The organism is Ruegeria sp. CDSA236 (assembly GCF_059611285.1).
Window position 1 is genome coordinate 531,771 of sequence record NZ_JBXWPG010000001.1, and the last position, 18,662, is coordinate 550,432.

The window sequence follows — 18,662 nt, forward strand, 5'->3', positions numbered from 1 at the left end:
GCCCACCTCGATCCGCGCTCACAACATGGCCATACCGCCGTTCACATGCAAGGTGGTTCCGGTAACATATCCGGCTTCGGCACTTGCAAGATACAGCACAGCCGCAGCAATTTCCGAGGGGTCACCCATACGACCGGCAGGAACCTGCGTCAAAATCCCAGATTTCTGATCCTCGGTCAGTTTGTCGGTCATCGCAGTCGTAATGAAACCGGGTGCCACCGCATTGGCGGTGATTCCACGGCTGGCAACCTCATAGGCCAACGATTTGGTCATGCCCACCATGCCTGCTTTGGATGCAGCATAGTTGGCCTGTCCCGGGTTCCCTGTCGCACCCACCACCGATGAGATATTAATGATCCGGCCCCAGCGCGCTTTCATCATGCCCCTCAAAACGCCTTTGCACAGACGGGCAGTAGATGTCAGGTTGACGTCGATCACGCTCTGCCATTCTTCATCGGACATGCGCATGAACAGATTGTCTCGCGTGATCCCTGCATTATTCACCAGAATATCAACCGATCCCATTGCCTCAGCAGCCTGCTTCGGAAGGGCTGTCACCGCCTCGGCATCACTCAGGTTGCAGGGCAGAACATGGGCGCGTTCACCCAATTCGTCGGCCAGAGCCTGTAGCGGCTCAACTCGCGTTCCAGACAAAGCCACAGTTGCACCGGCCGCATGCAAACTTCGCGCAATTTCGCCACCGATCCCGCCCGATGCACCGGTGATCAGTGCATTCTTACCTGTCAAATCAAACATTCGGTTTTCCTCTTGATGCTCGGTGTCTTACGATTCGGCCTGTGTCACATTCTGCACGTCATCAGGCGTACCGACAGCTTTACCAACGATCGCACGGTCAATTTTGCGAATCATACCGGACAGAGCTTTGCCCGCCCCGATTTCCCAAGTTTCACTCACGCCTTGCGCAACCATGTACAATACGCTTTCGCGCCAGCGAACCGAACCTGTGACCTGCTCGATCAGCAACCCACGGATCAGATCGGGATCTGTGACAGCCTCGGCCCGCACATTGGCAATCAATGGCACGGCAGGAGCTTTGATTTCGACATTTGCCAGGGCTTCGGCCATGACATCAGCGGCAGGTTGCATCAATGCACAGTGGAAAGGTGCGCTGACGGGCAACATGACCGCGCGCTTGGCGCCTTTTTCTTTGGCGATTTCGGCGGCGCGTTCCACGGCAGCCTTTGCGCCTGATACCACGACTTGTGTGGGATCATTGTCATTGGCAGCCTGACAAACTTGACCCTGCGCAGCTTGGTCTGCAACAGCGCGCACAGCATCAAGATCCAATCCAAGAATAGCGGCCATTGCGCCCTCTCCAACGGGAACCGCACTCTGCATCGCTTGCCCGCGGGTGCGCAAAAGGCGCGCCGTATCAGCGACCGACAATGCCCCTGCCGCAGCGAGCGCGGAGTATTCCCCCAGCGAATGCCCAGCGACAAAACCAGCATCCGCAATCGAAATCCCATTGGCCTCCAGGGCCCGCATCGCAGCCATCGAGGTTGCCATTAGTGCTGGCTGCGCGTTCTGGGTCAGGGTCAGGTCCGCAATATCACCTTCCCAGATCAGATCGCTCAGCTTTTCCCCAAGCGCCTCGTCCACCTCGTCGAATACAGCCTGTGCAGCCGGATAGGCCTCGGCCAGAGCCTTGCCCATACCGATAGTCTGGGCACCTTGCCCCGGGAAAACAAATGCGCGTGTCATTGCAACCTCTTGGATGACGTTAGGTTGCCGCGGGGTGTAAACCGACAGACCGCGCGGCACAAGCTTTGCCTGATCTCTGCACTTTGGCACCGGCTCTGTGCATCCCTTGCTATTGTGTCCTAGGCTTGTAGCGGTAGGTTGTTGCATACGATCCACCTTCCGGAGCCTCAGATGCCTTCGTCAAACACCTTCTCAAGCTATGGAAGCGTAACCAAGACTTTTCACTGGCTGACCGCGTTACTTATCTTCACCGCATTCCCTCTGGGGTGGGTCGCCAACGGATTGGCTCATGCGATTTATGATCCTGCTATAGCCACAACCGAAGATGACATTGCACGCGCCGCCAGCCTCTTTTCTCTCCATAAAACCGTCGGGGTCACTGTTTTCTTCGTCGCGCTCGCGCGTATCTTGTGGGCGATAACACAGACCAAACCCGGCCTATTGAACGCCGAGAACAAGCCCGAGGCCTTTGCAGCTGAAACCGTGCATTGGCTGCTTTACGCATCTTTGGTTCTGGCCCCACTAACCGGGTGGACCCATCACGCTGCCGCCGAAGGTTTCGCTCCGATTTTGTGGCCCTTCGGGCAGGGCCTACCCCTTGTACCAAAATCCGAGTATCTGGCAGAGCTGACCGGAAGCCTGCATTGGCTGTTCGTCTGGACACTGGCCGGTTCAGTCGCGCTGCACGTCGCCGGGGCGCTAAAACACCACATTATCGATAAAGACAGCACGCTGCGCCGAATGATGCCGGGCGCCTCGGATGCACCGGAACCGCCAGAGCAAAGCCATTCAATGACCCCCGCATTGGCCTCTTTGGCCATTTGGGGTGCCGTTCTGGTCGGAGGATGGTCAATCGGCGCGTTTGACCACCAATCTACAGCTGGCACAGAGGTCGCAGAACTGACCCAGGTACAGTCCGACTGGAACGTCCAGGAAGGCAATCTAAGCATTACCATCACCCAGCTGGGCAGCCCGGTAACCGGCAGCTTTTCCGATTGGACCGCTGCAATCGCTTTCGAAGATCCACCCATGCCGGGCCTAGCAGGATCAGCAGATGTCACAATCGCGATAACATCGCTCAAGCTCGGGACAGTCACAGATCAGGCAATGGGTGCTGATTTCTTCGACAGTGCGCAATTTCCAACCGCTCAATTCAAAGCTGATCTCTTCAAAACTGAGGACGGGTACGAAGCGCGCGGCGCGTTGACCATTCGCGACAAGAGTGTGGACGTAGTGTTGCCATTTACCCTCGACCTTCAGGGTGACAGCGCAGCTATTTCAGGACAGCTTGAACTGAACCGGCTGGATTTCGACATCGGCACTTCGCAGTCGACCGAGGATTCGCTGGGTTTTGTTGTTACAGTATCAGTTAATCTTACAGCAAAACGTGGCAACTAAGAAAATGGGCCGCCGAAGGGTTACTCCGGCGGCCTCGTTTCAACTCGTTGTAATGGTACTAGTCGGCCTTCTGGGCTTCGACTGAAATCTGAAGTTCAACTTCGTCGCTTACGAATGGCGCAAACTGACCAAGGTCGAACTCACTACGCACTAAGGTGGTGGTTGCGTCGAAACCGGCCCAGGGCTTTCCTGCCATAGGATGTTCACCCACCTGGTTCAGCTTGGCATCCAGAACAACCGATTTGGTCACGCCGTTCATAGTCAGATCGCCAGTGATGTTGGCAGTGTTTTCGCCCGTGACTTCGATACCAGTAGAGGTAAAGGTCACCATTTCTCCTTCGGTCACACCAAAGAAATCCTCGGACATAAAGTGGTCTTCACGTGGCTTCCAACCGGTAATCATCTCGACCACTGGCATGGATACTGTAACACTGGATGCAGCCGGGTTTTCCTGATCGAACATGATCTCGCCTTCAAACCCCGAGAACATGCCATGGGTGGTCGAGAAGCCAAGGTGGTTATAGCTGAAAAGAACTTGGCTGTGGCTGGAGTCCAGAACGTATTTTTCGGCGCCGGCAAATGCCGTTGTGGCCGAAACCGCGAGCGCTGCTGCAAGAAGGGTGGATTTCATGATAATCTCCGCAATTTTGTAGATGCAAACCTCTTGGGTTGCTCGACAACGAAAATGTGCTGCCCTAGGGCAGCACACAAGTAATATTATTTCACAATATCTGTTCTTAATTGAACAGAATAAAACTCAGGCGAAAATTGTTACACTTCCGCTAAGTTGACCTTTGAGCGCTCGGCTGACATCCGCCGATTCAAGCGGCAATTTCATCAACAAGCTGCCGTCCACATCGAACAACTCGATCTGGTCTTCAATGAAACGGGCACCACCCAGGCTGTCATAGCTCCGGCGCAAAACTGTCTGCGGGCGGCCATTTTCATTCTTTTGCAATACCCGGACCTCGCGGCGGATCGGGTCAAAATACGCATCAGGACGCGCGTCCAGAACTTCGATGGTCAGAAGGCTGACACCTACCAGAAGGAACATCAGCGAGGCCGCCAATTTGATCGGCCAGACTTCGGCGGCCATTGCCGTGCTGGGCATCAACCACATGGAAAAGGCAGAAACTATCAGTAGCGCACCGGCCAGACGGGCCAGAACCATCCGAGCTTTCCAATTTGGTGCAAAGCTAATGAGCACCGGCACTGACTTTTCAAAACTTACGCCTGTGGCGGATTTCTCGAAGGTATTTGTGTTAATCGCGGTCATTTTCAGTACCCTGTTTCTCAGGTTGCCGTTCCAACTTTTGTCAGTCCGGTTAATTTCCGGTATACAAAACAACTTTGAGCCGAAAAGCGTCAGGAATTGGGCAGCGCAGAGGAAATAGCGCGACTTCACAAAGGCATCTGTGGCAGGCCTTGCCCCCAGCGTACAAACGTGTATATCGGGCCATCCTTCGCAAACGACATGAATCGCGCAGCCTCTCGTGGCAGGGTCGCGAAGGACGAAACGGCCCCGCCTATGAAATGCGCCTTGATAGAAACAGGAGTGCACATGCCACTATATGAGCATGTAATGATCGCGCGTCAGGATTTGTCCAACGCGCAGGCAGAAAGCCTCGTCGAACATTTCGGCACCGTTCTAGCTGACAATGGCGGCAACGTCATCGACAGCGAGTACTGGGGTGTCAAAACGATGGCCTACAAGATCAACAAGAACCGCAAGGGTCACTATTCCTTCCTCAAGACCGACGCTCCCGCTGGCGCCGTTCAGGAAATGGAACGCCTGATGCGCCTGCATGACGACGTTATGCGCGTTCTGACCATCAAGGTCGACGAGCACAACGAGGGCCCTTCGGTCCAGATGCAGAAGCGCGACGAGCGCGAAGGCCGCCGCGAGCGCCGTTGATTAACGCCTGAAGAAAGGACACTAAACCATGGCCGCAAAACCATTTTTCCGCCGCCGCAAGGTCTGCCCGTTCTCGGGTGAGAACGCGCCGAAGATCGACTATAAAGACACTCGTCTGCTGCAGCGTTACATCTCTGAGCGTGGCAAGATTGTACCTTCGCGCATCACCGCCGTTTCGGCGAAAAAGCAGCGTGAACTGGCCCGTGCTATCAAGCGCGCCCGCTTCCTCGCCCTGCTGCCCTACGCCGTTAAGTAAGGAGATACTGACATGCAAGTTATCCTGCTGGAACGCGTTGCGAAACTGGGTCAGATGGGCGACGTCGTTGACGTCAAGTCCGGTTATGCCCGCAACTTCCTGTTGCCTCAGGGCAAAGCGCTGAGCGCATCGGACGCCAACATCGCGTCGTTCGAAGCCCAGAAAGCGCAGCTTGAAGCCCGCAACCTGGAATCCAAGAAAGAATCTGAAGCGCTGGCTGAAAAGCTGGACGGACAGCAATTCATCGTGATTCGCTCGGCCTCGGATGCCGGCGCACTGTACGGATCGGTCACCCCGCGTGACGCCGCAGACGCCGCTACCGAAGCAGGTTTCACCGTCGACAAGAAGCAGATTGCCTTGATCGCACCGATCAAGGACCTGGGTCTGCACACAGTCGCAGTTAAACTGCACCCCGAGGTTGAAGTGAAAATCGAAATGAACGTTGCCCGTTCGCAAGAAGAAGCCGAACTACAGGCATCGGGCAAATCGATTCAGGAACTGGCCGCCGAAGAAGAAGCCGCCGCAGAATTCGAAATCGCCGAGCTGTTCGACGATATCGGTTCCGCCGCTTCCGACGACGACGATCTGGTTGCTCAGGATGCTTCGGCCGAAGAAGACGAAGCCAAAGCCTGATCCTCGGGTTTCGAATTGAACAAGAAAGGCCGCACGATCTGTGCGGCCTTTTTTATGCCTCCGCCCGGCGAAATCCAGCTTGGGCCCCGGCCTTTGCTTGCGGTCATCAATAGGTTTCCTATCATCGCATAATAACTATTCGGAGACGATCAATGACATTTCTTCTGCGCCGCAGTGTATTGGCATTATTGATAATTGCACCCTTTGCGGCGTGCGGAGGGCCCGATACCCCAACCCAGAACACGTTTGATCCTCCGCTCTATCCCAACGAAACACCGGAACTGCGGGCCTCCATAAACAAATGGGCCGACCACTACGAAGTGCCGCGCGAACTGGTGCACAAGCTAGCAATTCGCGAAAGCACTCACCGACCTTGGGCTGTGAATCGGCCCTATTATGGCTTGCTGCAAATCCTGCCGGCCACAGCTCGTTCAATGGGGTATACTGGAAACGCCAAAGGCCTTTTGGATGCAGACACAAATCTCGAATTTGCCGGGAAATATCTGCGGGGCGCTTGGCTATTGTCCGACGGGGACCAGCAACGCGCCATATTCCTTTACGCAAAAGGGTTCTATCCCGAAGCAAAGGCACGTGGGATGCTGGTCGAAACAGGGCTACGTCCGGAATAACCGGATTTACCCCGAAACGAATCATCTGAGACTTGCTGTTTCGGACCATTCTGTTGCCATTACATCGCAATATGACTACACAAGGCGAACAATTTGCTTGCACAATGCCCTGTGGTTGACGCAACGTATACCCCTAAGGACAAGTCTGGCATGTCTTGGGGGAGAGATATGCCGCCACAAGGGTTGGACAGGTGAAACTTATAGATTTGGCCGCGGTCGACCACACAGAGAAGTCGGCCGCTGACGTTATAAACGCCGTCTGCGAAGAGCTTGGCTTCGACTATGCGTCTTATGCCACCTTTAACCCTGTGAAAGGTGATGTGCAGGGCTATGCAAACTATCCTGATGAGTGGAAAATCCACTATGGCAGCCAGGGCTTTCATCACTTCGATCCGACGCTTTATCAATCTGTCCTAAGCATTGCACCCGTTGATTGGGGACGCTTTGATCAGGACGAGAAGTTCAACGCGGTGTTCCGTGACGCCCATGATTTTGGCATTAGTTCCAGAGGGTTAACAGTTCCTGTTCGTGGACCTTATGGTGAATGCGGACTGTTAAACGTTACCCGGGACTGTTCGGATTCCGAATGGGATAAGCTAAAGAAACATGTCATGGGTGATCTGCAACTTGCTGCCGTTCAAGCCCACGATACTGTTATGCAATCCGGCTTGCTGGCCAAAGCTCTTTACCTGCCCACGCTGTCCACACGCGAACAGGAAATCCTCCAATGGGTAGCTGATGGAAAGTCGCAACAAGATATCGGTGATATTTTGTCTATTTCACACCGTACCGTCGAAGTTCATATGCGGTCCGGGCGTGAAAAGTTGGGCGCACTGACCACCTCACAGGCTATTGGTCGTGCGATCGGCCTGGGCCTAATTGCCCCTGGTTAATCAAAAAAAAAGCACTTCTACGGGAAATCCCTAATAGTCTGCGCTTATTTCTTGGTTAACCTAATCCCTACGGTAACCAGACTGTAGGGGGATGGAAATGATCATCGTTATTGATGGTATTAATCAACATAAGTTCAAAGATGTCTTGGATGACATGTTCAAACTGCGCGCTCGTGTTTTCGGCGATCGCCTTGGTTGGGAGGTCAATATTGAGGATGGGCGCGAGCGCGACCACTTCGATGATCTGCATCCAGCACATGTAGTCAGCATCGACGACGAGGGGGACGTTGTCGGGTGCATGAGACTACTGCAAACCAAAGGACCGCATATGCTGTCCGATGTTTTCCATTCGATCCTGGATGGAGAACCTCCAATTCGGAGCGCGCAAGTCTGGGAAGCCACCCGGTTCTGTGTCGATACTAAAAAACTGGGCCGAGGGCGCGGTGAAAATTCTGTATCCTATGTGACCAGCGAAGTTATGATTGGCTCTTTCGAATATGCCAAAGCGGCTGGCGTTCTTGACTCGATCGCGGTGATTGATCCAGTTATGAACCGCGTTCTGCAAAGGTCCGGTAACGCGCCTTATGACTACCTCGGCAGTGCTAAGCCCATGGGTAAAGTCGTAGCCATGGCCGCTTTGATGGACTGCTCAGATGAGAGAATTTCCGGAATTCGGGAATATGCGAACATCGCGCACGATGTATTCCTGACGGACGAGCAGGCAATAGATCTGTATGCCAGAAACAAAACACCGGCAGATACAGGTGTGGCGAATTACGACCACCAGCCACTAAGCCAGATGGAAAAATACTTTGTCGAACAGATGAATTCGGCAACCACAAAAGCCGAAGCCGAAGCTGTATTGAACCTGATCGAAGCAGTTTCGGATCGGTTCACCCCAGAGCAGAAAACTGCTCTACTAAGGACCCCCCGTGCTTTTGCTCATGAGGCCTGACCCCCTCACCTCATAGCATAAAGCCACCCACACGGAGCCGTCTTTTTCAGACGGCTCCGTTTTTTGTGCCCATAAGAATTCTATGGGCAGAAGAGGATTACTCCTCTTCCAATGCCTCTACGGCTTTCTGCAGGTCGTCTTTGCTGACTTCTTTATCCGCAACCTGGGCCAGCTCGACGATATAGTCGATGACTTTGTCTTCGAAGATCGGCGCGCGCAGTTGCTGCTGCATCTGAGCGTTCTGCTGCACGAACTCAAAGAACTGGCGTTCCTGACCAGGGTATTGGCGCGCTTGGTTCATGATCGCTTGGGTCATCTCGGCATCGGTGACTTCAACTTCTGCCTTCTGGCCCAGCTCGGCCAGCAACAGGCCAAGACGCACGCGGCGTTCGGCCAGCTTGTTGTGCTCGTCGGTCGGCTCGATCTCATCGTGGTCGTGGCCTTCCACTTCCGGGTTTTCTTCGTGCCACAGCTGGTGTGCGATCTGCTTGGCCTCGGCATCTACCAGCGACGGTGGCAGATCAAACGAAACCTTCACGTCCAATGCGTCCAACAGAGCACGCTTCATCACCGCCCGCGAAGCACCGCTATATTCCGCTTCCAGACGTTCTGAAATCTGGCCTTTCAGCGCTTCCAAGTCTTCTGCACCAAATTTGGTGGCCAGCTCGTCGTTGATCTCGGCGGCGACGGGTTCTTTCACATCCTTGACGGTGCAGGTAAACACAGCGTCTTTGCCGGCCAGATGCTCGGCACCGTACTCTTCGGGGAAGGTGACGTTTACGTCTTTTTCTTCCTCGGCCTTTACGCCAACCAGCTGCTCTTCAAAACCGGGGATGAAGCTGTTGGAACCCAGAACCAGCGGATAGTCTTCAGCGGATCCGCCCTCGAACTCTTCGCCATCAACCTTGCCAACAAAATCGAACACAATCTGGTCGCCGTCCTTGGCTTTCGAGCCTTTGCGGCGGGATTTGAAATCCTGCGCGGTTTCGGCCAGGTTGCCCAGCGCTTCTTCAACGGCCGCGTCATCGGCTTTGACAACCAGCTTTTCCAATTCAACCGATTTCAAGTCGACCTCAGGGATGGCAGGCAGGGCCTCATAAGACATCTCGACATGTACGTCGTCGCCTTCTTTCCAATCCTCATTGGTCATCTTCACCTGAGGCTGAAGTGCCGGACGCTCACCGCTGTCTTCGAAATGCTGGTTCATTGCACCGTCGATGCTTTCTTGCATCGCCTCGCCAAGCAGACGCTGACCGAACTGCTTTTTCAACAGTGCCATCGGTACCTTGCCTTTGCGGAAGCCCTTCATCTCGACTTCAGGCTGTGCTTCGACCAGTTTCTCGTTAACTTTGTCGTCCAACTCAGCTGCGGATACGACAATGTTATAGCCGCGTTTCAGACCTTCGTTCAGCGTCTCGGTAACCTGCATTATGGTAGTCCCCATAGGATTCGGGGCGCGCAAAACGGCGCGCCGGGCAAATTTGAGGCCTTCTATTTGCCCAGCCGCCCGCGTGCAAGGGGCAAAGCCCGGATCAGCCTTGTTTTGCCGCCGATTTGACCAAAAAAACGCCCCGGACCTGGCCGGAGCGTTCTTGAGGAATTGTTCGCGGGATCAGAACTTCCAGCGCGCACCCAGCACCCAAGCCTCGTTGTCATCGAAACTCGTGGTGTCATCGAAATCATGGTTACGGTATTTCAAATAGGCATCGGTATTGATACTGTCGATGCGCTGTACCACAGCGATACCCCAAGCCTTCGTACTCGAGCCGTCGATCGAAAAATCAGATCCGTCGAAATAGTCGATGCCGATACCAGTCTTACCCCATGACACCCAATCGTCTTCATACGCAAGCTTCGCATACCAATAATTCGGGTCACTGGCACCGCTGGAAGTGTCATCTCTTGTACCCAAAGCTGCGGTTACGCTGAAACCACTGGGCAGCAGAACCGAGGCGGACCCGATTGTGTCTTTTCTCTCCCCGGATCTGCTATCGTAATCGCGCACGGCGTAGGCGAGGGATGCAGCAATCTCCACCCCGTTGGATAAGGTATTTCCATAGGACACCGACACATCGTAGTAATCATCGTCATCGCTGCTGGACAGGATGTTCTGACCATAGGCTATCGCTGCCGAAAACCCGTTTAAATCTGGCGTGTCATAGCGAATGCGCCCGCGCCTTGAACCATCGAAGTTATCAGATGTGTCACCAACGGTAATGCCGCTTAGCATTCCATCAGACTCACGATAAAAGAAGGCGCCATTCTCATCATTGGTGAACGAATAGAGCGCCGTGCCAACATAGGATAGATCGGATTCGGCCGCTCCATCCGAGGCCATGCTGCCCTGCCCGGCAGAAAACTTACCATAGCCGCCCTTCAACGCAAAATCGACGTGCCGAATATCTTCACGGTTCCAACCATCGGCATTTGTCCCATCCTGGTTGGCGCTCCCCGTGCTCGGCAGGCCCAGACCGGATTCGAAACGGAAGGTAAACTCATTGCTACCGTAGGGTTGCATCAAAAACAGCCCTACACGGCTGTTGGACAGATCATTGTCCAGCAAACGGGTTTCCGTCTCATCCCCGTCGTCAACTGAGACAATTACGGGGTTAAACTGGCCATACAGCTCAACATAACCGCCGCTGTTGTTGTTATATCTAAGCTCCGCCGCTGCTGGGATGGCCGATGCAGCGGTCAGGCAAGTCGCAATCGTGCTTATCGATACTTTCTGGGTCATAGTCATTCACCATAATGGATCTATTTACGGGCACTGCTCGCTTGTGCGCGATTTCTCTATGATCCCCTGTCTCGGGCCCATTCAGCTCACGCATCTTGTGCGAATATAACCGCAGCTGAAGGGTGTTAATTTGATCTACTTCAAAACGATAGAATATATGTCATCCAAGTCACCCAGACCGCTTGCCGCAATACTGACGCCTGACCTGAATTTCACCATACGCTCATTTTGGGACATCGAATACTGCAGCGGCGGATTTTCGCCGAGGCGATTAAGGACCTACTTCCCGCAAAACCCGTGGCAACTGTTCGGGCAAATCTTCGGCGATCAACCCCGGCCCGAAGGATCGCGCACATTCCACATGCAGCCATGCCGCAGTTTCCGCGGCCTGCAAGGACGAGAACCGCCGCGCCAGCAACCCGGTGATAAACCCCGCCAACACGTCCCCGGCCCCGGCTGTCGCCAACCAGGGCGCCGCACGTTCATAAACGGCCGAATTCACTGAGCATTGCCCGTTCGGCTCCGCAATCACGGTATCGGGTCCCTTGAACAAAACCACGCACCCTGCCCGCCTGGCAGCCTCTCGGGTGGCGTCCACTTTGGAATAGGCCGGACCCTTGATGGGAACCGCTTTCAGTTTTTCCGAGATATCCGGGAACAGCCGCGCGAACTCGCCCCCGTGCGGGGTCAACACGCAACCGTCATGCAGCATGTCGAACAACGTCAGCGGGTCGTCTGCAAACGCCGTCAGTGCGCCCGCATCCAGAACTGTCGCTCGTTTTGAGGCCAAGGCAACAGGCACCAAATGCCGTGCTCGCTCCAGACCTAAACCGGGGCCAAGACACAAAGCATTCAAGCGCTCATCTTCAAGGGTTTCCGACAGTGCATTATCATCTTCAACCCGCTGCAACATGATCGCGGTTACCTGCGCCGCAACTTCCATCTGTGCCGCCGGAGGAACACCCAATGTCACCAACCCGGCCCCAATCCGCAAAGCACCCCGCGCCGCCAATCGCGCCGCGCCGGTCTTGCCAGAACCACCGGACAGGATCAGCGCATGTCCATGGGAATACTTGTGTTGTTGTTTGAATTTGGGCAAGCGATAAAGCGGCAACCCAACCCATGTTCGCTCGTCCTTCACGCGGCCAGGTGCCTCGGCAAGGGTTAGAAAAGCAGGTCGGCTCGCCCTGCGAAAAGGCTTGGGACCTAATGTGAACGCACTGTCGTATGGTTCACCGTTAAAGCGGCAACGCTGTGTGGAAATACCGATGTCTTTCACAACAAGCTTGCCACACAAATCCGGTCCTTGCGCCAGAAAATGCCCAGGCTTTGGGCTGTCGAAACACACTGTCAACCAAGCAAAACGGTCATGCAATGCACGCGCGCCGCCCGCAGGAGCTACCTTGTTTCGCATCTCTGCGGGTACACCGTCCAAAAATTCGCGAGGCCATAGGTTCAATGGCTCTTGATGCAACACCCGCCCACTGTCCAAACACAAGCCGGATGGGGCATCTATGCTGACCAGGCGGTCGGTATAGTGCTCCCCGTTCACACCAGAAAGATGCCGAACGACCTTGAACAATTCTCCGTCCAAGCCGCGCTTCAGCCCCGTCCCAAACAGAGCATCAACGTAAAGATCGGCAGAACCACCCTTGCGCATGTCCTTTTCAGTCAGAGGTATAACTTCCCCCAGCTCCAGCCACCGCTCATAATTCACCCGCGCATCCGGCGGCAGCTTCTCTAGGTCACCATACAGAAACACCGCGACCTCCCACCCTTGCTCCCGCAAAAGCCGGGCCACGACGAACCCGTCCCCACCGTTGTTTCCTGGCCCACACAAGACAACTGCCCGCAACGGATCCTCTTCATCTGGCCGCGGATACGTCAGGGAACGCGAGGGGCTGGCCCCTCGCTTGTCCAACTCTGGCCACTCCTCGAAAATCGCCTCGACAACACCCTGCCCAGCCCGTTCCATCAGCTCAAGACCGGTCACATCACCGGACTCAATGGCCGCTTGTTCGATCGCCCGCATCTGTGCTGCAGTCAGTAAGTCTGTCATGCTGAACCCTCGCGCGATTCAATTTCGACTATTTTTTGTGCAAACTGTTCAAAATTTCACCGGCCATCCAATTTCCATGCAACCCGGCATCGCCATTTTCTCATTCACATTGCCGCCCGATCTTAGACGTGGTCAGTGCCATCCTGACAAGAGTTAAAGGGAGCCCGGTATGAAGAAGATCGAAGCGATCATCAAGCCGTTCAAACTGGACGAAGTGAAAGAGGCGCTGCAGGACGTCGGAGTCCAGGGCCTCAGCGTGATCGAGGTCAAGGGGTTTGGCCGTCAGAAAGGTCACACTGAACTTTATCGCGGCGCGGAATATGTGGTCGACTTTCTGCCCAAGGTGAAGGTCGAGGTTGTGCTGGACGACGATCTGGTCGATGCCGCCATCGAAGCCATCGTTTCCGCCGCCAAAACCGACAAGATCGGCGACGGCAAGATCTTTGTCTCACCCGTCGAACAAGCAATTCGCATCCGTACCGGCGAAACCGGTTCGGACGCACTGTAACAAGACCAAATCTTCAATTCAGAGGAATCAAGAGAATGAGCAAGGACGCAGTTCTTCAGCTAATCAAGGACGAAGGCGCCGAATATGTCGACGTCCGCTTCACTGACCCGCGCGGCAAACTGCAGCACGTCACCCTGGTGGCCGATCAGGTAGATGAAGACTTCCTCGAAGAAGGCTTCATGTTCGATGGCTCTTCCATCGCTGGCTGGAAGTCCATCGAAGCCTCGGACATGAAACTGATGGTCGATACCAACAGCGCCTATGTCGATCCGTTCTACGCAGAGAAAACCATCTGCGTGCATTGCTCAGTTGTCGAGCCCGACACCGGTGAAGCTTATGAGCGTGACCCGCGCGGCACCGCCCAGAAAGCCGAAGCCTACTTGAAAGCAACCGGTATCGGCGACGTGGCCTATATGGGCCCAGAAGCAGAATTCTTCCTGTTCGACGATGTGCGTTTTTCGAACAGCATCAACAAAGTATCTTACGAAGTTGATGCAACTGATGCATCCTGGAACACCGACACCGAATACGAAATGGGCAACATGGGCCACCGCCCGGGGGTTAAGGGCGGTTACTTCCCGGTCAACCCGATCGACGAAGCCCAGGATCTGCGTTCGGAAATGCTGTCGACCATGAAGCGTCTGGGCATGAAGGTCGACAAGCATCACCACGAGGTTGCGTCGTGCCAGCACGAGCTTGGCCTGATCTTTGACAGCCTGACCAAACAGGCAGATGAGCTGCAGAAGTTCAAATACATCATCCACAACGTGGCGCATGCATACGGCAAATCGGCGACCTTCATGCCGAAGCCAATCGCAGGCGACAACGGTACCGGCATGCATGTGAACATGTCGATCTGGAAGGACGGCAAGCCTCTGTTTGCTGGCGACAAGTATGCTGATCTGTCGGACGAGGCACTGTTCTTCATCGGTGGTATCCTGAAGCACGCCAAGACACTGAATGCCTTCACCAACCCGGCGACCAACAGCTACAAGCGTCTGATCCCCGGATTTGAAGCCCCCGTCCTGCGTGCTTACTCGGCTCGTAACCGTTCGGGTTGTGTCCGTATTCCATGGACCGAAAGCCCGAAAGCCAAGCGCGTCGAAGCTCGCTTCCCTGATCCGGCCGCAAACCCCTACCTGGCGTTTGCCGCGCTGCTGATGGCTGGTCTGGACGGCATCAAGAACAAGATCGATCCGGGCGAAGCCATGGACAAGAACCTGTACGATCTGCCGGCCGAAGAGCTGGCCGACATCCCGACGGTTTGCGGTTCACTGCGTGAAGCTCTGGAAGCCCTGGCATCGGATCACGACTTCCTGCTGCAGGGCGACGTGTTCACTAAAGACCAGATCGACGGCTACATCGCACTGAAGATGGACGAAGTCGAAACCTACGAACACACGCCGCATCCGGTTGAATACGGCATGTATTACAGCTGCTAATCCAGCATTTTCGACGATAACTCTATAGGGGCGTCCATCGGGCGCCCCTTGTTTCGTTTGGCCCGATCTTTCACACTTGCCATTACCCCGGTTAGGAGAGATCGCATGTCAGCCGAAACCGCATTCGCCCCGTTCTCGGATTTCGTCACTTCGAAAGAGGGACTGGAGCGCATCACCGGCGCGCCCCTTCCCCAGATCATCGCCAAGGAACAAGCCGCGCTGGACGGCATGTGCCGCGACTTTATCGCCAAGTCGACCTTCTGCCTGATAGCTTCGGCCAATCCGGGTGGTTATCTGGATATTTCTCCTCGTGGGGATCCCGAAGGGTTTGTTCGGCTGATCTCAGACACTCTGATCGCCATTCCCGACCGCCCAGGCAACAAGCGGACTGACACGTTTCACAATATAATACAGGACCCGCGTGTTAGTGTGATCTTCCTAGTGCCTGGCAAGTTGGAGACTTTGCGCATCCGAGGAACCGCGCGCATATGTATTGACCCGGACTTGCTGAACAGTATGGCAGTGAATAATCGCGCGCCTAAGCTAGCCCTTATGATTCATATCGAGACCGCTTTTGCACATTGCCCTAAATGCGTCATCCGGTCGGATATGTGGCAACCTGAAAACTGGCCAGATTCATCAGGGCTTCCCAATATGAACGCCATGATGGTCAAGCACGCCAAAATCGACAAAACGCCGGATGAATGGTTTGATAGCCTGAAGGGCACCGGGGAACTCGACCTTTATTAACCCCTTTTCGTGTGCGGCTTCCCTGCCTAGGCTGCCCCTGTCATTTCATTGGATCGGATTACAAGATGCTTCGGCTTGCTCTTATTTTGGCAATTTCTCTACCTGGCTTTGCGGCAGCGGCTCCCTGTGGCAACACCGGAAATGGATTTGAGACCTGGAAGCGGGATTTCGCAAAGCAAGCTCGGCGCGCGGGAGTAAAAAAGAAGGGATTGCAGGCGCTGAGCCAAAGCCAATACGCCACCCGAACCATTGCCGCGGACCGAAACCAAAAGAGTTTTAAATACTCGCTGGACAAATTCATGCAGATCCGCGGCGCGGATACCATCGTAGCGCAGGGCCGTAAGCGCAAAGCCAGGAACCCTCAGTTCTATGCGACGCTCGAGCGCCAGTATGGGGTGCCAGCAGGCGTTCTGATCGCTATTCACGGAATGGAAACAGGATTTGGAAATTTCATGGGTGACAGCCAGGTTGTGTCAGCAATAACCACTTTGGCCTATGATTGTCGCCGATCCGAGTTCTTCGTCCCCCACGCTATCGGAGCACTGAAGCTGGTCGATCAAGGCAGCATTACGACCAACACTGTTGGTGCCAAGCATGGTGAGCTGGGACATACACAGTTTCTGCCGGGCAATGCCCTGGAATACGGTGTGGATGCCACGGGTGACGGTCAGGTCGATTTCTACAATATGACCGATGCGCTGGCCTCGACCGCTAATTTCCTGCGTAAAAAGGGCTGGAAGCCCGGACGCGGATATCAACCGGGCCAACCGAATTTTGCGGTCATTCAACAGTGGAATGCCGCGACGGTGTACCAAGAATCCATCGCAATCATGGCTGCTCGAATCGACGGATGATTGTGTCGGTCTGTCATGTAGGGCGACCGCAATTCAGACACATTGTCGCCACAGACGCTAAATAGCCCTTAAAATGCCTAGGTTTCCAATGCGTAATCAATCTTGCCGATTTCTCATTTTTTTCCATTTCCGCCCAATTCTTTCCCTTATCTGTTGATAATTTGAGTCATCTGACGGAATGCACAAAGGAATGCGCAGTGACTCCGAAGCACAGCTATCACGGCGGCCTGCAGTTCACAGGCAAGACCAATGGCGCGATCGAGCGGTTTGGTGCCATCGTGGCGGCGACCCTGGAAGATTACGGCCATCTTGTTGAGCGCAAAACGATCTTGAACACGACCGAGGCGAGCATCGTCTCAAGTCAGTACCTTGTGCGCCTTACGCTGGATACCCAACTGGCTGAAACAGAAGACCGGTTTGAACGGCGGGACCGTGCGGCCGGTCTGAGGACCGTCTCGAAACCCCGGGTGACCCTGCCCGAAAACCGGTTGACGGTCACAATTACCCCTGTTTCCGCCTTGCTGGACGACAGCGAGATCTCGGAGCTTATGCTTGTTGTGATCCTGTATCGTATGGTTGATATCTGTGCGACTCAGCGCGTGGAATGGCTGTCTCCGAATACAGTCCTGACCATGGAACAATTCATGAGTGCTTTTGACACTCTGGCGCCCGTTAAACAGCGGGACAGAAAACAAATTTTCGAATCCGTTTCCGGGCCGTTTGCAGGTCTTGAATTAACGGAGACAGAAGATCTGGATGAGCCAAGAAACAAAACGCAGACCTCACATGCGCGGCCAATCCAGCTGTCAGACGAGCAGTTGCTTAGCATTGCTTTTCGGACAGAACCGATCGAGCAGAAACCGGATGATCGGACCGACACTCCCCCCCTCGACCACGAGAAACCCAATGATATCCTGCGACTTACCAGTTGGGGACTTACGGGTGCCGTGGCCAGCGTGTCGGTCCCGATCGCGGCCTCGATGGCTGCCGTCAACCTGATCCGAGGTGAAGATTTCCGCCTGAATACTCAGGTACTTGCCTATTCGGTTGCAATATCAGCGCTCAGCACCAGCGGTGCCTTTGCCGGTGTGGCAACTGCTTTAGGCATGTAGACTAATTCCAATAAGACCCTCCTAGGAAGCCCCGCCGTCAGGTGGGGTTTTCTTTTTGGCGAAGGCTTCCAGCCTCAAGAACATAGGTGTGGATCGAAAAAACCACAGCCCGCGTTTTCGGCAGCCGCAACAATGTTTGCCGCTCGCTGCGCAAATAGCACGCGGCTCCGGGTGAACTGACCTCGCGCGGTTCTGTAGCGCTTCGAGGCTGATGCAGATCGGCATCCTCATACCACAGCGCATTAAACCGCCAGAGCGGCTTATCGGGCTGAATTCCATCAAACAACCGCTGGACACGGCGCGCGATGCTTTCGTCGTAGCTGTTGACCGGTACATGGATGTCGATCAGGGGACGCATTAATTTTTCTGACAGTCGCCAACTGGCTGGAAAACACAAAACCGCGCCAGTCAAAACATGTTCGTCCCCTTGCTTTTGCAAGATACAGATATCCTCCTGCACCAGTCTGCAAAGGGTTTCCATTGGGGCCTGCCGATCAATCTGGACCTTCTGCCCATCGGCTCTCGTGACGAGGTCTGAGCATCCGGGATACGCATATTGCAACACCAGGTCCAAGACTTCTTGTGCGGCGGGTTCGGCTTCGGGCGCCAGCGCAAGAACATCAGCGTGACGCTCTTTCAGCAACGCTTCCCGATATTCCATCTGGGCCGCGAACGCTTCGTCCTGATGCAACCAAGTTTCCATACTGGCGGGCTGAATACCCGGCAGCGGGCGGGGTTTCAAAGGATCATAGGGAGTAGAGGTCTGCAAAATGGTCGTCATGAGCCCGACCTAACATCG

General features: G+C 54.7%; 20 protein-coding genes. 12 read left to right on the forward strand and 8 right to left on the reverse strand.

What is annotated here, in order from left to right; translation table 11 throughout:
* Window positions 1–18 precede the first annotated feature (18 nt).
* Both fabG and fabD read right to left on the reverse strand, forming a co-directional pair.
* Window positions 19–756, reverse strand: a complete 738-nt coding sequence (gene fabG / locus AC2FLB_RS02710) for a 3-oxoacyl-[acyl-carrier-protein] reductase (RefSeq protein WP_142633152.1) — start codon at window positions 754–756, stop codon at window positions 19–21.
* A gap of 27 nt (window positions 757–783) precedes the next feature.
* Window positions 784–1,722: an ACP S-malonyltransferase gene (fabD, locus tag AC2FLB_RS02715; RefSeq protein ID WP_496691049.1), complete on the reverse strand. Its 939-nt coding sequence runs from the start codon at window positions 1,720–1,722 to the stop codon at window positions 784–786.
* 171 nt (window positions 1,723–1,893) lie between these two features.
* Between fabD and AC2FLB_RS02720 the strand changes: the two genes are divergently transcribed.
* Window positions 1,894–3,120, forward strand: coding sequence for a cytochrome b/b6 domain-containing protein (locus tag AC2FLB_RS02720; RefSeq protein ID WP_496708570.1), 1,227 nt, complete (start codon window positions 1,894–1,896; stop codon window positions 3,118–3,120).
* A 58-nt stretch (window positions 3,121–3,178) separates the two neighbouring features.
* Here AC2FLB_RS02720 and AC2FLB_RS02725 read toward each other — a convergent pair whose 3' ends face one another.
* A complete protein-coding gene (locus AC2FLB_RS02725) occupies window positions 3,179–3,751 on the reverse strand; it encodes a YceI family protein (RefSeq protein ID WP_281971916.1) in 573 nt (190 codons plus the stop codon).
* A gap of 126 nt (window positions 3,752–3,877) precedes the next feature.
* A complete protein-coding gene (locus tag AC2FLB_RS02730) occupies window positions 3,878–4,396 on the reverse strand; it encodes a hypothetical protein (protein ID WP_496691047.1) in 519 nt (172 codons plus the stop codon).
* A gap of 285 nt (window positions 4,397–4,681) precedes the next feature.
* Here AC2FLB_RS02730 and rpsF point away from each other — a divergent pair, with 285 nt between their 5' ends.
* From rpsF to AC2FLB_RS02760, 6 genes are all read left to right on the forward strand, one after another.
* Window positions 4,682–5,035, forward strand: a complete 354-nt coding sequence (rpsF, locus tag AC2FLB_RS02735) for a 30S ribosomal protein S6 (RefSeq protein ID WP_142633142.1) — start codon at window positions 4,682–4,684, stop codon at window positions 5,033–5,035.
* A 28-nt stretch (window positions 5,036–5,063) separates the two neighbouring features.
* Window positions 5,064–5,291 (forward strand): 30S ribosomal protein S18, encoded by a 228-nt coding sequence (gene rpsR, locus AC2FLB_RS02740; protein ID WP_005608650.1) that lies wholly within the window; start codon window positions 5,064–5,066, stop codon window positions 5,289–5,291.
* A gap of 12 nt (window positions 5,292–5,303) precedes the next feature.
* Window positions 5,304–5,924 (forward strand): 50S ribosomal protein L9, encoded by a 621-nt coding sequence (gene rplI / locus AC2FLB_RS02745; protein WP_142633139.1) that lies wholly within the window; start codon window positions 5,304–5,306, stop codon window positions 5,922–5,924.
* Between the two features lie 152 nt (window positions 5,925–6,076).
* The gene (locus tag AC2FLB_RS02750) at window positions 6,077–6,553 is read left to right on the forward strand and encodes a transglycosylase SLT domain-containing protein (protein ID WP_281994455.1); all 477 of its coding nucleotides are present in this window, start codon (window positions 6,077–6,079) and stop codon (window positions 6,551–6,553) included.
* 191 nt (window positions 6,554–6,744) lie between these two features.
* Window positions 6,745–7,446, forward strand: coding sequence for a helix-turn-helix transcriptional regulator (locus tag AC2FLB_RS02755; RefSeq protein ID WP_185956601.1), 702 nt, complete (start codon window positions 6,745–6,747; stop codon window positions 7,444–7,446).
* Window positions 7,447–7,543: 97 nt separating this feature from the next.
* Window positions 7,544–8,401 carry an acyl-homoserine-lactone synthase gene (locus tag AC2FLB_RS02760; protein ID WP_142633135.1) on the forward strand — a complete coding sequence of 286 codons (858 nt, stop codon included), beginning with the start codon at window positions 7,544–7,546 and terminating at the stop codon, window positions 8,399–8,401.
* Window positions 8,402–8,498: 97 nt separating this feature from the next.
* Here AC2FLB_RS02760 and tig read toward each other — a convergent pair whose 3' ends face one another.
* The 3 genes from tig to AC2FLB_RS02775 form a co-directional block, all read right to left on the reverse strand.
* Window positions 8,499–9,830: a trigger factor gene (tig, locus tag AC2FLB_RS02765; RefSeq protein WP_271948081.1), complete on the reverse strand. Its 1,332-nt coding sequence runs from the start codon at window positions 9,828–9,830 to the stop codon at window positions 8,499–8,501.
* A 183-nt stretch (window positions 9,831–10,013) separates the two neighbouring features.
* Window positions 10,014–11,138 carry a porin gene (locus AC2FLB_RS02770; RefSeq protein WP_496708571.1) on the reverse strand — a complete coding sequence of 375 codons (1,125 nt, stop codon included), beginning with the start codon at window positions 11,136–11,138 and terminating at the stop codon, window positions 10,014–10,016.
* A gap of 271 nt (window positions 11,139–11,409) precedes the next feature.
* A complete protein-coding gene (locus AC2FLB_RS02775) occupies window positions 11,410–13,197 on the reverse strand; it encodes an NAD(P)H-hydrate dehydratase (protein ID WP_496692346.1) in 1,788 nt (595 codons plus the stop codon).
* Between the two features lie 169 nt (window positions 13,198–13,366).
* On the opposite strand from AC2FLB_RS02775, the gene AC2FLB_RS02780 reads away from it, so the two are divergent.
* The 5 genes from AC2FLB_RS02780 to AC2FLB_RS02800 all read left to right on the forward strand — a co-directional run bounded on the left by AC2FLB_RS02780 (window position 13,367) and on the right by AC2FLB_RS02800 (window position 17,863).
* Window positions 13,367–13,705 (forward strand): P-II family nitrogen regulator, encoded by a 339-nt coding sequence (locus AC2FLB_RS02780; protein ID WP_142633129.1) that lies wholly within the window; start codon window positions 13,367–13,369, stop codon window positions 13,703–13,705.
* A 35-nt stretch (window positions 13,706–13,740) separates the two neighbouring features.
* On the forward strand, window positions 13,741–15,147 hold the full coding sequence (gene glnA / locus AC2FLB_RS02785; protein ID WP_142633127.1) for a type I glutamate--ammonia ligase: 1,407 nt from the start codon (window positions 13,741–13,743) through the stop codon (window positions 15,145–15,147).
* Between the two features lie 105 nt (window positions 15,148–15,252).
* A complete protein-coding gene (locus AC2FLB_RS02790) occupies window positions 15,253–15,897 on the forward strand; it encodes an MSMEG_1061 family FMN-dependent PPOX-type flavoprotein (RefSeq protein ID WP_496692347.1) in 645 nt (214 codons plus the stop codon).
* Between the two features lie 65 nt (window positions 15,898–15,962).
* On the forward strand, window positions 15,963–16,751 hold the full coding sequence (locus AC2FLB_RS02795; protein ID WP_496692348.1) for a lytic murein transglycosylase: 789 nt from the start codon (window positions 15,963–15,965) through the stop codon (window positions 16,749–16,751).
* Window positions 16,752–16,948: 197 nt separating this feature from the next.
* Window positions 16,949–17,863 (forward strand): hypothetical protein, encoded by a 915-nt coding sequence (locus AC2FLB_RS02800; protein ID WP_246097123.1) that lies wholly within the window; start codon window positions 16,949–16,951, stop codon window positions 17,861–17,863.
* 37 nt (window positions 17,864–17,900) lie between these two features.
* On the opposite strand, the gene AC2FLB_RS02805 is transcribed toward AC2FLB_RS02800, so the two are convergent.
* A complete protein-coding gene (locus AC2FLB_RS02805; protein WP_496692349.1) occupies window positions 17,901–18,644 on the reverse strand; it encodes a heme-dependent oxidative N-demethylase family protein in 744 nt (247 codons plus the stop codon).
* Window positions 18,645–18,662: the final 18 nt, after the last annotated feature.

Bases quoted from the DNA above. Each gene is read 5' to 3' on its own strand.
- fabG (WP_142633152.1), bottom strand. From the start codon at position 756: ATGTTTGATTTGACAGGTAAGAATGCACTGATCACCGGTGCATCGGGC.
- fabD (WP_496691049.1), bottom strand. From the start codon at position 1,722: ATGACACGCGCATTTGTTTTCCCGGGGCAAGGTGCCCAGACTATCGGT.
- AC2FLB_RS02720 (WP_496708570.1), top strand. From the start codon at position 1,894: ATGCCTTCGTCAAACACCTTCTCAAGCTATGGAAGCGTAACCAAGACT.
- AC2FLB_RS02725 (WP_281971916.1), bottom strand. From the start codon at position 3,751: ATGAAATCCACCCTTCTTGCAGCAGCGCTCGCGGTTTCGGCCACAACG.
- AC2FLB_RS02730 (WP_496691047.1), bottom strand. From the start codon at position 4,396: ATGACCGCGATTAACACAAATACCTTCGAGAAATCCGCCACAGGCGTA.
- rpsF (WP_142633142.1), top strand. From the start codon at position 4,682: ATGCCACTATATGAGCATGTAATGATCGCGCGTCAGGATTTGTCCAAC.
- rpsR (WP_005608650.1), top strand. From the start codon at position 5,064: ATGGCCGCAAAACCATTTTTCCGCCGCCGCAAGGTCTGCCCGTTCTCG.
- rplI (WP_142633139.1), top strand. From the start codon at position 5,304: ATGCAAGTTATCCTGCTGGAACGCGTTGCGAAACTGGGTCAGATGGGC.
- AC2FLB_RS02750 (WP_281994455.1), top strand. From the start codon at position 6,077: ATGACATTTCTTCTGCGCCGCAGTGTATTGGCATTATTGATAATTGCA.
- AC2FLB_RS02760 (WP_142633135.1), top strand. From the start codon at position 7,544: ATGATCATCGTTATTGATGGTATTAATCAACATAAGTTCAAAGATGTC.
- tig (WP_271948081.1), bottom strand. From the start codon at position 9,830: ATGCAGGTTACCGAGACGCTGAACGAAGGTCTGAAACGCGGCTATAAC.
- AC2FLB_RS02770 (WP_496708571.1), bottom strand. From the start codon at position 11,138: ATGACCCAGAAAGTATCGATAAGCACGATTGCGACTTGCCTGACCGCT.
- AC2FLB_RS02775 (WP_496692346.1), bottom strand. From the start codon at position 13,197: ATGACAGACTTACTGACTGCAGCACAGATGCGGGCGATCGAACAAGCG.
- AC2FLB_RS02780 (WP_142633129.1), top strand. From the start codon at position 13,367: ATGAAGAAGATCGAAGCGATCATCAAGCCGTTCAAACTGGACGAAGTG.
- glnA (WP_142633127.1), top strand. From the start codon at position 13,741: ATGAGCAAGGACGCAGTTCTTCAGCTAATCAAGGACGAAGGCGCCGAA.
- AC2FLB_RS02790 (WP_496692347.1), top strand. From the start codon at position 15,253: ATGTCAGCCGAAACCGCATTCGCCCCGTTCTCGGATTTCGTCACTTCG.
- AC2FLB_RS02795 (WP_496692348.1), top strand. From the start codon at position 15,963: ATGCTTCGGCTTGCTCTTATTTTGGCAATTTCTCTACCTGGCTTTGCG.
- AC2FLB_RS02805 (WP_496692349.1), bottom strand. From the start codon at position 18,644: ATGACGACCATTTTGCAGACCTCTACTCCCTATGATCCTTTGAAACCC.